Genomic DNA, 12028 nt, shown 5'->3' with positions numbered 1-12028 from the left:
ATGCCCGACCCGTCGTCATCCTCGTCGGGTGATGCGCGACCGCCCTCGCGATCCCGATCATCGGAGTGCCGGCACACAGGGATGCCTCGGAACGGAGTGGTCATGACGCACGGAGGTGTCTTCGAGGTCGTCATCCGAGGCACATTGGGTGGTGAGCTCGTCGATTCGCTGGACGGATTCGAGGTTCTCCCCGCCCCCGAGGGGCTGACACGACTCGTCGGTCGAGTCCCCGATCAACAGGGCCTGCTGACGATGCTGGCCGACCTCGACGACCTGCGCGCCGAGGTGCTGTCGGTGCAGGCGCTCACCCGCGCACCCGACGGCGTCGGGTGAGAATTCGGCTCATCCGGCCCTCACCCTTGCGCAGGCGGCGTAGCCTCCGGGCATGACACCGTCGCCGTCAGCGATCTCCACCACCGGACAGCTGCGCGAGTCGGGGCACGCCTATCGGCCCGTCCGCGTCGAGCTCCGCGAGAACCTCCTCGCCGCGCTCGCCGAGGGAACCGACCCGTGGCCCGGCATCCACGGATTCGACGCGACGGTGATCCCGCAGTTGGAGCGAGCGCTCCTCGCCGGGCACGACATCGTGCTCCTCGGCGAGCGCGGACAGGGGAAGACGCGGCTGCTGCGGAGTCTCAACGGCCTGCTCGACGAGTGGTCTCCCGTCATCGAAGGGTCGGAGCTCGGCGAGCATCCGTTCCACCCCATCACCCCGGCATCCCTTCGCCGCGCCGCTGAGCTGGGCGACGACCTGCCCGTCGCGTGGCGGCACCGCAGCGAGCGCTACGCCGAGAAGCTCGCGACGCCCGACACGTCGGTGGCAGACCTGATCGGCGACGTCGATCCGATCAAGGTCGCCGAGGGCCGGTCGCTCGGCGACCCCGAGACCATCCACTACGGGCTCGTGCCGCGCAGCCACCGCGGCATCGTTGCGATCAACGAACTGCCCGACCTCGCCGAGCGCATCCAGGTGTCACTGCTGAACGTCATGGAGGAGCGCGACATCCAGATCCGCGGCTACCTCCTGCGCCTCGACCTCGACGTGCTCGTCGTCGCGACGGCGAACCCCGAGGACTACACGAACCGCGGACGCATCATCACGCCGTTGCAGGACCGGTTCGGAGCCGAGATCCGCACGCACTACCCGCTGACGATCGAAGAGGAGGTCGCCGTCATCCGGCAGGAGGCCGACCTCGTCGCCGAGGTGCCCGCGCACCTGCTCGAGGTGCTCGCGCGATTCACCCGCAACCTGCGGGAGTCGGATGCCGTCGACCAGCGCGCCGGCGTCTCGGCGCGCTTCGCGATCGCCGGTGCCGAGACGATCGCCGCCGCGGCCCTGCACCGCGCGACGCGTCAGCACGAAGCGGTCGCGGTCGCCCGGCCCGTCGACCTGGAGACGGCCGTCGACGTGCTCGGCGGGAAGATCGAGTTCGAGACCGGCGAGGAGGGCCGCGAGCGCAGCATCCTGGAACACCTGCTCCGCACCGCCGTCGCCGACACGGCCCGTGCGCACCTGCGCGGGATCGACTCCCGCGTGCTCGTCGAAGCGCTGCACGACGGGGTGACGGTCATGACGGGAGAGCAGGTGGCGGCCGCCGACGTGCTGGCCGCCATGCCCGTGCTCGGCGAGTCCGACCTCTACGACAAGGTGGCCGAGCGGCTCGACGCGCAGACGCCGGGCGAGCGCGCCGGCGCCCTCGAGCTGCTGCTCGAATGGCTCTACCTCGAGCGCCGCATCGGCAAGGACAGCGCCGCGGGCGAGACGGTCTATGGCTGACATCACGGGGTCCGTCTGATGGTGCGCGGCTTCCACCGGGCGCCGGCCCACACGGCGCGCTACGGACGGTACGCGGGCGGCGATCCCCTCGCGCCGCCCGTCGAGGTGCAGGCCGCTCTCGAGGCGATCGGCCAGGACGTCATGAGCGGCACGTCCGCCGAGCGGGCGATGCGTGAATACCTGCGCCGCGGCAGCCGCGACCAGCTGGGGCTCGACGACCTCGCACGGCGCGTGCGGGAGCGACGGTCCGAGCTGCTTCGCCGACACCGGCTCGACGGGACGCTCGAGGAGATCCGCAAGCTGCTCGACCACGCGGTGCTGGAGGAGCGCAAGCAGCTCGTGCGCGACGTGAAGCTCGACGACGACGTGCGGGCGTTCGCCGAGATGCGGCTCGAGAACCTGCCGGCGAGCACCGCCGCGGCCGTCAACGACCTCGCCGACTACGAGTGGCAGAGCCCGACCGCGCGCGCCGACTACGACCGCATCCGCGAGCTCCTCGGTCGCGAGCTGCTCGACCAGCGGTTCGCCGGCATGAAGAACGCACTCGAGAACGCGACGGATGCCGACCGCCAGGCGATCCGCGACATGCTGAACGACCTCAACGGCCTGCTCGAGAAGCGCCGCATGGGCGAGGACACGCAGGACGACTTCGACGAGTTCATGCGCAAGCACGGCGACCAGTTCCCCGAGAACCCGAAGAACCTCGACGAGTTGATGGATGCCTTGGCCCAGCGCGCGGCGGCGGCACAGCGCATGCTCAACTCGATGACGCCCGAGCAGCGCGAGGAGCTCATGAGCCTCGCCGCGCAGGCGTTCGGCTCGCCCGACCTCATGCAGTCGCTGTCGCGCCTCGACGACAATCTGCGATCGCTCCGCCCCGGCGAGGACTGGTCGGGTTCGGCATCCTTCTCGGGCGACCAGCCGACAGGGCTCGGCGAGGCGACCGGCGTCATGCAGGACCTCTCCGACCTCGATTCGCTCACCGATCAGCTCAGCCAGGCGTACCCCGGCGCGCGCATGGACGACATCGACCTCGACGCGCTCTCCCGGCTCATCGGCGAGGAAGCAGCGGTGAACGCGCGGACCCTGCGCGAGCTCGAGCAGGAGCTGAAGGACACCGGGATGCTGCAGCGGGCCTCCGACGGTGCGCTGCGGCTCACTCCGCGGGCCATGCGACAGCTCGGCCGGGCGCTGCTGCGCGACATCGCGACGCGGCAGTCCGGACGCACGGGACGCCGCGAGACCCGCAATGCGGGGGCGGCGGGCGACCGGACGGGTTCGACGCGCGAGTGGGCGTTCGGCGACACCGAGCCGTGGGACATCCCGCGCACCGTCTCCAACGCGGTGCTGCGCACCGTCGCCGACGGGGGCGACGTGTCAGCCGGCGTGCGGCTCGACACGCGCGATGTCGAGGTCGTCGAGACCGAGCAGCGCACGCAGGCCGCCGTCGCGCTTCTCGTCGACACGTCGTTCTCGATGGCGATGGACGGACGATGGGTGCCGATGAAGCGCACGGCGCTCGCGCTCCACCACCTCATCTCGAGCCGGTTCCGGGGCGACAAGCTGCAGCTCATCGCATTCGCGCGCTATGCCGAGGTGATCGACATCGAAGAGCTGACGGCCAAGGACGCCGTGTGGGACAAGGGCACGAACCTGCAGCACGCGCTGCTGCTCGCGCAACGGCACTTCCGCCGCAACCCCACGGCGCAGCCCGTGCTGCTCATCGTCACAGATGGCGAGCCGACCTCGCACCTCGAGCCCGACGGCCGCGTGCACTTCGCCTACCCGCCCGACCCGAACACCGTCGCGGCCACGGTGCGCGAGCTCGACACGGTGCAGCGCCTCGGCGCGCAGACGACCTTCTTCCGCCTCGGGGAGGATCCGGGTCTCGCACGGTTCATCGACGCGCTCGCGCGCCGCGCGGGCGGTCACGTCGTCGCGCCCGAGCTCGACGACCTCGGCCGCGCGGTCGTCGACAGCTACCTCGGCTCCAAGCACACGGGTCGCGGCTCGCCCGAGGACTTCGGCGACATGCTGCACGGCCGATCATGGTGGTGGTAGCCCGGGCTCAGCCGCGCGTGACCTCCGCGACCGCGCGCGTGAGCTCGCGCGGCAAGTCGCGCGCGAGGAAGCCGATGCCCTCGGTGTCCGTGAGCCGGTCGCCGGCGCGAGCGTGCGCCCAGCTGCCCCATACGGCGGCCCGCGCAGGCGGGACACCGCGTGCCGCAAAGCCCGCGATGGCGCCCGCGAGCACGTCGCCGCTGCCCGACGTGCCCAGGCCCGGGCCGCCGGCCGAGATGCGCCACGACTCGCCGCTCGGCGTCACGACGTGGCCGTAGCAGTTGACGACGGCGTCGTAGCGCTGTGCGATCTCGAGCAGGTCGGGCTCGTCCCCTTCGTCCGCTTCGCGTCCGAGCAGGATCGCGGCCTCGTCCTTGTTGGGGCTGAGCACGAGATCGCGCGGCAGCGTCGAGCGGTCGACGGAGCGGAGGATGCCGAGCGCGAACGCGTCGAGAATGAGACAGCGCAGCCCCAGCCGGGCCACGGCGAGCAGCGTCGCACGCGTCTGGTCAGGGTCGTCGAATCCGGGGCCCAGGAGCACGGCGTCGGCGGCCTCCAAGGCCTCCTTCGGCGCCCCGCCGATCTGCGCGTCGGCGTCCTCGGGCAGCGAGTGCACGGCGGCTTCGGGCATGACGACTCCGAGTCGACCGTCGATCGACGTCGGCACGACGACCGCGAGCCGGCCGGCGCCGACCCGCAGCGCCGCCTCCCCGGCGAGGAACACGGCACCGGGCGAGCGGCGCGACCCGCCGACGACCACGACGTCTCCGCGCGACTTCTTCGACTCGCCGGGATCGGGCAGCCCCCAGCCGCGCAGCAGCTCGGGCGTGACCGCGGTGTCACTCGGGTTCGACATCGGGGTTCCCCGGGTGCACCGTGACCGGCGCGCCCTCGACTTTCAGGTGGGCGACGTCGGCGAACTCGACGAGCTCCCAGCCGCCGTCACTCACGGCGAGGTGCGTCACCGATGCGTTGAGGACGGTTCGGGATGCCGCGAACTCGAGCAGCTGCGTCTCCTCGAGGGGCAGCAGGAGGTACAGCACAAGCATGACGACGGCGTCGTGCGCGACGATGAGCCCGCCACCCTCGCACGTGGGCAGTTCGTCGCGGAGGAACGACCGGAGGCGGAGGGCCACATCGGCCCACGACTCCCCGCCCGGCGGGCGATGGTAGAACTTGCCGAGGTGCCGCCGCCGCTCCGCCTCTTCGGGATGGATGCTGGCGACGCCGTGACGGGTGAGCAGGTCGAGCACGCCGAGCTCCCGGTCGCGCAGTCGCTCGTCGACGATCGCGGGAGCCGGGTCGGCCTCGGCCTCCCTGGCGATCCCAAGGGTCGCCCGCGCCCGCAGATACGGAGACACCCACGTCACGTCGATCGACTCGTGGTGTGCCTCCCACCACGAGCCCAGGGCACGTGCCTGGTCGCGTCCCGTGAGCGACAGCGGCACATCGGCATCCCGGATGTCGATCGGGATCCTCTTCAGTCCCTCGCGCTCGGCGCGCGTCGCGGCGATGTTCGCGACGCTCTCGCCGTGCCGGACGAGCCACAGATCGGTGACCACCATCCGTTCAGGCTAGGGACCTGCCCCGTCGCGCGCCGCAGGCTTGACAAGCCGGAGTCACGTGCGGTCGGGCGGGTCCTCGACGTGCGCTCGGAGCCGCTCGAGAGCGGCATCCCATCGGCGAGACGCCTGCTGCAGCGCGCTCCCGGCGGAGCCGACGGCCTGCGCTTCGACGCTCCACCAGCGCTCGCGGCCGCGCCGCTCGCTGCGCACGAGCCCTGCATCGGCGAGGATCGCCAGGTGCTTCTCGACGGCCTGACGCGTCACGGGGCGCTCCGCCGCGAGGCGCGCCGAGGTGAGCGGACCGCCCTCGCCGAGGGTGAGGACGATGCCGAGGCGCATCGGGTCGCCGAGCGCGGCGAACAGCGGCGCGCTCTCGGCGAGCGCTGTCGTCACGGTCGTGAGGCGAGGTAGCCGGCGAGCAGGCGGGTCTGGGCATCCCAGCCGCCGTCGTTCCCCTCGCGCGCGGCGTCGCGCTGCTCGGCGGGCAGAGCGTCGAAGCCGTCCTCGGTGATCGTGACGCGCACGCCGTCGCCCTCCTCGGCGAGGGAGAACTCGACGAGCGTGAGCACGTCGGAGTCCGGGACGGGATGCCACCGGAAGGCGAATCGCCGCATCGGCTCGATCGCGACGACCTCAGCCGTGAGCGGTGTGCCCCGGTGAGGCTCCTGGGCGGCCGCGACCGCGGCGTCGATCGTGGTCGGCACGATCCGGCCGGTCGTGGTGACTCCCGCGTCGAAGGGTCCGTCGAACTCCGCCCCGAACCACGTCCCGAACTCGGTCGAGTCGACGATCGCGCGCCAGACGCGCTCGAGCGACGAGCTGACGACGATGCTGCGTCGGATGTCGGTCATGATAGGCAACCTCCTGGTTGCCTTTCTACGCTGTTCTGGCTGCCCAAGCAACCCCGGCTACGGCAGTGCGCGGGGCCGAGCGAGCGGCATGACGGCCTTCATGAGCCGGCGCGGCATCCGGAACATGGGCCGCTCCTTGCCGAGGGCGTTGATGTCGGCCATCTCGCCCGCCGTCAGCTCGAAGTCGAAGACGTCGATGTTGGCCGCGATGTGGGCAGGGTCGGTCGACTTCGGGATTGCGACGAAACCCCGCTGCACGTGCCACCGCAGGATGACCTGCACGGCGGACTTGCCGTGCGCGCGGGCCGCGGACGCGACGGCAGGCTCGTCGAGGAGCTTCCTCGCTCCGTGGCCGAGCGGGTACCACGCCTCCGGGACGATGTCATGCGCCGCGAGGTAGGGAAGCAGGTCGGGCTGCTGCCAGTGCGGGTGCAGCTCGACCTGGTCGACGACGGGAGCGATGCGCGCCTTCGGCAGCAGCTCACCGAGATCGGCCGCCGTGAAGTTGCTGACGCCGATCGCGCGCACGGTGCCCGCGTCGACCGCTTCCTCCATCGCCCGCCACGCCCCCTGCACGTCGCCGACGGGCTGGTGCTGGAGCAGCAGGTCGATGTGGCCGCAGTCGAGCCGTTCGAGCGACGCGGCGATCGCCGCGCGCGCCTTCTCGTAGCCGTAGTCCGATGGCCACAGCTTCGTCGTGAGGAAGATCTCGTCGCGTGGGACGCCCGAGGAGCGGATGCCGCGCCCCACGGCCCGCTCGTTGCGATAGGCCATCGCCGTGTCGATGAGCCGGTAGCCGGAGTCGAGCGCGGCCTTCACGCTCGACTCGCACACGGCGACGTCGGTGACGAGGTAGACGCCCAGGCCGATCTGCGGCATCCGGAGACCGTTCGAGAGCGCGAGGCTCGATGTCATGGTCACTCCCTTGTTCGGGCAGGGATGATGCTCCGATTGTCGGTCGCCGACGCACGCAGGTCTACAGCCATCGCCGCACGCGCGCACGGTAGGCGTCGTACTCGTCGCCGAACTTGTCGTGGAGATAGCGCTCCTCCGGTGCGACGGCGCCCCACCACAGCGCCGCGATGCCGAGCGGAGTCAACACGAGCGCCCAGAACGACGGCCAGAGCAGCGCCAGTGCCACATCGAGGGCGATGAGCCCCAGATAGAGCGGATTGCGACTGACGCGGAAGGGACCGCGATCCAGGATCGTGCTCGTCGCGCCGCCCGGCAGCAGCGCCGTCTCGTGCCGTGCCATGAGCCAGAGCGCCCACCCGTTCCACAGCGCGAACGCCACGATGAGCACGACCGCGATGTACCGGGAGGTCGTCGGGGGAAGCGCGACAGGGTCACCCCACAGGCCGGTGATCGCGAAGCCCGCGAGCAGCGGCACGCCCAGTGCCACGGGCGGCCAGATGCGGTACGCCGGGGCGTCGGCCATGGTCGCACTGTAGACCCGGCGTCATGCGGAAAGCCGCGTCATTCTGCGGCAAGCCGACGTTCTCCTGCTGTTCCCCTGACGTTCGCGCGGATTTCGGGCGCGATCGTGAGGGTGTGCAGTGGCTCCCTCCGACCCGACGAAAGAGGCCCTTCCGTGCGTCATCTGCGCAGTACCGTGAGTGCGGCCGTCGCCGCCTCCCTTGTCGTCCTCACTCTCGGCGCCGCGGCTCCCACCGCGAACGCGACGACCGGTGCGGCGATCCGCATCACCGAGTTCGCCTACGGCGGCCTCATCGCGACGGGAGGTGACGGCGAGTACGTCGAGCTCACGAACGTCGGCGACGCGCCCCAGGATCTGAGCGGGTGGTCGTTCAGCAACAACGCCGCGACGCCGGGCGGCGTCCCGCTCGCGGGCCTCGGCACTGTCGCCCCCGGCCAGTCGGTCATCATCACGGATGCCACCGCCGCAGCGTTCCGGGCCGACTGGGGCCTGAAGGACTCGGTCAAGATCGTCAACGACGGCAGCGTCACCCTCAACAAGGGGCCGAACGCCGTCCACATCTACGACAGCGCGAACGCCGAGGTCGACTCGGTGTCGTACGTGAGCGGCTTCTTCCCCGGCAAGGGCGCGGCCGCCGCCGTCGACGCCGCGCACCTGGGCGCCCAGTCGGGCACGACCGGTTGGACGATCGAGACGGCCGGCGACGGCGAGGGCTCGTGGACGAGCGCGACCGGCTCGATCGGCTCGCCGGGCGCCTCGACGCACGGCACCGCGAAGCCTGCCGACGTGCGCACGACGGGCGACGGCACCGGCGGCACGACGACGGCTCCGACCGACCCGAACTACGCCGACATCGCGATCAACGAGATCACGAGCGACAACAGCGACATCGGCTACGCACCGCTCGCCGACAACGACCTCATCGAGCTCCACAACACCGGCTCGCACGCCGTGAGCGTCGCCGGGTGGAAGCAGACCGACAGCAACGCAGGCGGCTTCGCCTCGGCATCCGACTTCTCCGCCGGCCTCTACGTGGACGGCGTGCTCGCGACGAGCATCCCGGCCGGCGGCTACGGGGTCTTCTCGTCGGGCCCGGGTCTGTCCAGCGGCGGGGATGCCGTCAAGATCTACACGCCCGACGGCATCCTGGTCGACGAGCTGACCTACCTCGCGGGCCAGGCTGGCGTCGACGAGAACGTCAACACCGACCACCTGTACCACGCGCTCGCCGCGTGCCCCGACGGCTCCGACACCTTCCTCGAGGTGCTCGACGCGAGCTTCGGTGCTTCGAACGCCGCCGCGTGCCAGGCGGGCATCCCGCCGCTGACGGGCGGCAGCGAGGCCGGTGCCGAGGCGCCCTGCGACACGGAAGACGCCGGCTCCGCGCCGGGCACGGTTCCCGCCGATCTGGTCGCGTGGCCGGGCAGCCCGTCGCCGACCACGATCGACCCGCTCTGCGCGTGGGTGACGACACTGTCGGGACAGGATCTGAGCGGCCTCGCCTTCGATCCGAACGACTCGGGCGTGCTCTACGCCGTGAAGAACAAGAGCCACGTCTACCGCCTCGTGAAGTCGGCCGACACCTGGATCAAGGACACCGCGAACGGCTGGATCGCCGGCAAGGACATCCGCTTCCCCGGCGGCACGGGCCTGCCCGACTCCGAGGGCATCACGGTCGGCCCCGACGGCTCCCTGTACATCACGACCGAGCGCGACAACGCCGCGTCCGGCATCCCGCTCGACTCGATTCTGAAATTCGACCCGACCTCGTCCGCGACGACGCTCGTCGCGACCGACCAGTGGGTGCTCACCAGCGACCTCGACTTCACGAACGCCGACGCCAACCTCGGGTTCGAGGGTGTCGCCTACGTGCCCGACTCGTTCCTCGTCGGCGCGGGCTTCAAGACCGACCAGGGCACGGTCTACAACCCTGCCTCGTATGCCGGCAAGGTCGCGGGCGGCCTGTTCTTCGGCGCCGTGGAGAAGACGGGTCACCTCCGTGCGTACGCGCTCAACGCCGACCACACCTTCGTGCGCGTCGCCGATGTGCCGACGGGCCTCGCGGGCGTCATGGACGTCTCGTTCGACGCCGACCTCGGGCGCATCTGGGCGCACTGCGACAACACGTGCGGCAACGCGACGACGCTGCTGAAGGTCGCAGCGGACGGGCACTTCGCCGTCGAGCGCGACTACGCGACGCCGACGGGGCTGCCGAACTACAACCTCGAGGGCTTCATCGTGGCGCCGCTGTCCACCGCGGTGAACGGGCAGCGCCAAGTGCTGTGGGCCGACGATGGCAACCGCTTCGGCCACTCCCTCTGGAGCGGCACGATCGACGTCGAGCTCGGCCTGTCGCAGACCGCGACGCCGACGCCGACGATCTCGGGCAAGCCCGCCGTCGGCGGCACGCTGACCGCGAACGTCGGGACGTGGGATGCCGGAGTCGCGACCCACTACCAGTGGACGGCCGGCGCCACGGTGCTCGGCGCCGACGCCCCGCTCGCAGTGACCGATCCGAACCTCGTCGGGCAGACGATCACGCTCACCGTGACCGGGACCAAGACGGGCTTCGCGCCCGCCTCGACCTCGGCGACGGTGTTCGTGACCGGTCCGAAGCTCGCGACGCACACGCCGATCGTGCTCGGATCGGCGCAGGCCGGCAAGACGCTCGTCGCGCTCGCCGTGTGGGGTCCGTTCCCGGTCGAGCTCGGCTACCAGTGGCTCGCGGACGGGAAGCCGATCCAGGGCGCGACGAGCGCCGTGCTGCGGCTGGGCTCCGACCAGGTCGGCAAGGCGATCACCGTCGCCGTGACGGGCACCAAGCCGGGCTACCTGCCGGCGACCGTGACGTCGAAGGCGACGAAGGACGTCAAGCCGGCCCCGGGCAAGGGCAAGAACTGAGAGGGTGCGCGGTCGGGGCCTCGGCTCCGTCCGCGCCCACGAGCGGGGGAGATGGCGCCGTGGGACGTCGCGTGGGGGCGCGGCATCCTTCCCCGGCGTCATCTCCTCCCGCGCTGCTCGGGCGGCGTGCGAAGAGTTCAGCGGAATGTCCCGGCTCAGCCTTCGCGGGACTGCCATGATGAGCCGACGCCTACTGATCGAGGAGACGACTCATGCTCGGTGATCGCACGCGGAGGCCAGGGATTCTCGCCGCTTCCCTCGCCGGGCTCGCCCTCGCGGCGGTCGCCCTCGCCGGATGCGGCAACGTGAGCAGCGTCGACGTGGCGCAGGCCAAGGTCACCGCGAAGGAGAAGGCCGTGGCCGAAGCCGAGGACGCTCTCACCGCGGCCTCGTCGAAGTTCTGCGACGCGAGCAAGGACTACATCGTGGCGCTCGACCGCTACGGCGACGTCCTCAACGACACGGCACCCACCGTCGGCGATGTCCGCGACGCCGGCTCCGATCTCGTGAAGCCGCGAGCGGACGCCTTCGGCGGCGCCGAGGCCGCGGTCGAGGCGAGCCAGGCGCTCGACAAGGCCCACCAGGAGCTCGCCGACGCGCAGGCCGCGCTCGCGAACGCTCAGTCCGGCTCGACGGGCGAACCGGTCGAAGCGACCCCGGCTCCGACGAGCACCCCGCTCGCACCCGCAGCGACGGTCGACCGTGTCAAGCAGGCCGAGTCGGAGTTCTCCGACGCGCAGGGCGCGATCACCGACGACACACCGCTCGAGGCCGCGTCGGAGCAGTTCAACAGCGCCGCCGTCGCGCTCGAGATGGCGTGGCTGCGGCTGTTCGCCGACGCCGGCTGCATCTCCGACCAGAACCAGGCGGCGGCCGAGGAGGCGGTCCGCGCGTACACGACGGCGCTGCAGCAGGACCTCGCGACGGCGGGCTTCTACACGGGGACCGTCGACGGCATCTACGGGCCCCTCACCGTGCAGGCGGTCGAGGATCTGCAGAAGGCCGCCGGACTCCCCGTCACGGGCACGGTCGACAAGGCGACGGCGGACGCGCTTCAGGCAGCGATCGCGGCGAAGGGCGGAGCGGCCGCGCAGGCGTCGGTGGCGTCGACGGCCGCTGTGCAGCAGACGCTCAAACTCCTCGGATTCTGGGACGGGCCGGTCGACGGCGTCTGGACGCCCGAGCTCACCGACGCCGTGAAGGAATTCCAGACCAAGCTGGGCGTCGAGCCGACGGGAGCGGTGGATGCCGCCACCGTCGCCGCGTTCGAGCACGCGATCGCGCAGCTGAAGGAGTCGCTCGCGTCGCCGAGCCCGACGACGGAGCCCGAGCCGGAGAGCAGCGAGGAGCCCCCCGCGCAGTAGGGACCCGGGTGCCGGGTTCGGGGCGCGTCCCGTCCTCGACACGCCGCGGCTGCCGGCGTGTCGCTGACGGA

The 12028-nt window shown here is 71.3% G+C and carries 11 protein-coding genes; 5 read left to right on the top strand and 6 right to left on the bottom strand.

Translation table 11 applies throughout. The annotated features are described in order from the left end of the window. The first annotated feature begins 102 nt into the window (after nucleotides 1-102). The 3 genes from ACH3VR_RS20005 to ACH3VR_RS19995 are packed head-to-tail and all read left to right on the top strand — an operon-like array spanning nucleotide 103 to nucleotide 3838. Nucleotides 103-333 carry a hypothetical protein gene (locus ACH3VR_RS20005; protein ID WP_397558091.1) on the top strand — a complete coding sequence of 77 codons (231 nt, stop codon included), beginning with the start codon at nucleotides 103-105 and terminating at the stop codon, nucleotides 331-333. A gap of 52 nt (nucleotides 334-385) precedes the next feature. Next, on the top strand, nucleotides 386-1777 hold the full coding sequence (locus tag ACH3VR_RS20000; protein ID WP_397558090.1) for a sigma 54-interacting transcriptional regulator: 1392 nt from the start codon (nucleotides 386-388) through the stop codon (nucleotides 1775-1777). A gap of 18 nt (nucleotides 1778-1795) precedes the next feature. Further along, complete coding sequence (locus tag ACH3VR_RS19995; RefSeq protein WP_397558089.1) at nucleotides 1796-3838, top strand: vWA domain-containing protein; 2043 nt, start codon at nucleotides 1796-1798, stop codon at nucleotides 3836-3838. A gap of 7 nt (nucleotides 3839-3845) precedes the next feature. Here ACH3VR_RS19995 and ACH3VR_RS19990 read toward each other — a convergent pair whose 3' ends face one another. The 6 genes from ACH3VR_RS19990 to ACH3VR_RS19965 all read right to left on the bottom strand — a co-directional run bounded on the left by ACH3VR_RS19990 (nucleotide 3846) and on the right by ACH3VR_RS19965 (nucleotide 7692). Continuing rightward, nucleotides 3846-4694 carry an NAD(P)H-hydrate dehydratase gene (locus ACH3VR_RS19990; RefSeq protein WP_397558088.1) on the bottom strand — a complete coding sequence of 283 codons (849 nt, stop codon included), beginning with the start codon at nucleotides 4692-4694 and terminating at the stop codon, nucleotides 3846-3848. Next, nucleotides 4678-5403: a histidine phosphatase family protein gene (locus tag ACH3VR_RS19985; RefSeq protein WP_397558087.1), complete on the bottom strand. Its 726-nt coding sequence runs from the start codon at nucleotides 5401-5403 to the stop codon at nucleotides 4678-4680. The genes ACH3VR_RS19990 and ACH3VR_RS19985 overlap by 17 nt, the downstream gene beginning before the upstream one ends. A gap of 54 nt (nucleotides 5404-5457) precedes the next feature. After that, complete coding sequence (locus ACH3VR_RS19980; RefSeq protein ID WP_397558086.1) at nucleotides 5458-5796, bottom strand: ArsR/SmtB family transcription factor; 339 nt, start codon at nucleotides 5794-5796, stop codon at nucleotides 5458-5460. Continuing rightward, entirely contained in the window at nucleotides 5793-6254 is a 462-nt protein-coding gene (locus ACH3VR_RS19975) for an SRPBCC family protein (RefSeq protein ID WP_397558085.1), read from the bottom strand. Before ACH3VR_RS19975 ends, ACH3VR_RS19980 begins: the two co-directional genes overlap by 4 nt. A gap of 57 nt (nucleotides 6255-6311) precedes the next feature. Then, on the bottom strand, nucleotides 6312-7169 hold the full coding sequence (locus tag ACH3VR_RS19970) for an aldo/keto reductase (RefSeq protein ID WP_397558084.1): 858 nt from the start codon (nucleotides 7167-7169) through the stop codon (nucleotides 6312-6314). A 61-nt stretch (nucleotides 7170-7230) separates the two neighbouring features. Then, nucleotides 7231-7692 (bottom strand): methyltransferase family protein, encoded by a 462-nt coding sequence (locus ACH3VR_RS19965; protein ID WP_397558083.1) that lies wholly within the window; start codon nucleotides 7690-7692, stop codon nucleotides 7231-7233. Between the two features lie 174 nt (nucleotides 7693-7866). On the opposite strand from ACH3VR_RS19965, the gene ACH3VR_RS19960 reads away from it, so the two are divergent. Together ACH3VR_RS19960 and ACH3VR_RS19955 are read left to right on the top strand one after the other, a co-directional pair. After that, nucleotides 7867-10593 carry a lamin tail domain-containing protein gene (locus tag ACH3VR_RS19960; protein ID WP_397558082.1) on the top strand — a complete coding sequence of 909 codons (2727 nt, stop codon included), beginning with the start codon at nucleotides 7867-7869 and terminating at the stop codon, nucleotides 10591-10593. 212 nt (nucleotides 10594-10805) lie between these two features. Continuing rightward, nucleotides 10806-11957: a peptidoglycan-binding domain-containing protein gene (locus tag ACH3VR_RS19955; protein WP_397558081.1), complete on the top strand. Its 1152-nt coding sequence runs from the start codon at nucleotides 10806-10808 to the stop codon at nucleotides 11955-11957. Nucleotides 11958-12028: the final 71 nt, after the last annotated feature.

The organism is Microbacterium alkaliflavum (assembly GCF_044325405.1).
Classification (GTDB): Bacteria; Actinomycetota; Actinomycetes; order Actinomycetales; family Microbacteriaceae; genus Microbacterium; species Microbacterium alkaliflavum.
This window is presented reverse-complemented; position numbering and strand designations above follow the sequence as displayed.

What these genes read in the sequence shown, in the direction of transcription:
- ACH3VR_RS19985 (WP_397558087.1), bottom strand. Translation starts at nt 5,403, where the DNA reads ATGGTGGTCACCGATCTGTGGCTCGTCCGGCACGGCGAGAGCGTCGCG.
- ACH3VR_RS19990 (WP_397558088.1), bottom strand. Translation starts at nt 4,694, where the DNA reads ATGTCGAACCCGAGTGACACCGCGGTCACGCCCGAGCTGCTGCGCGGC.
- ACH3VR_RS19955 (WP_397558081.1), top strand. Translation starts at nt 10,806, where the DNA reads ATGCTCGGTGATCGCACGCGGAGGCCAGGGATTCTCGCCGCTTCCCTC.
- ACH3VR_RS19995 (WP_397558089.1), top strand. Translation starts at nt 1,796, where the DNA reads ATGGTGCGCGGCTTCCACCGGGCGCCGGCCCACACGGCGCGCTACGGA.
- ACH3VR_RS19970 (WP_397558084.1), bottom strand. Translation starts at nt 7,169, where the DNA reads ATGACATCGAGCCTCGCGCTCTCGAACGGTCTCCGGATGCCGCAGATC.
- ACH3VR_RS20005 (WP_397558091.1), top strand. Translation starts at nt 103, where the DNA reads ATGACGCACGGAGGTGTCTTCGAGGTCGTCATCCGAGGCACATTGGGT.
- ACH3VR_RS20000 (WP_397558090.1), top strand. Translation starts at nt 386, where the DNA reads ATGACACCGTCGCCGTCAGCGATCTCCACCACCGGACAGCTGCGCGAG.
- ACH3VR_RS19975 (WP_397558085.1), bottom strand. Translation starts at nt 6,254, where the DNA reads ATGACCGACATCCGACGCAGCATCGTCGTCAGCTCGTCGCTCGAGCGC.
- ACH3VR_RS19965 (WP_397558083.1), bottom strand. Translation starts at nt 7,692, where the DNA reads ATGGCCGACGCCCCGGCGTACCGCATCTGGCCGCCCGTGGCACTGGGC.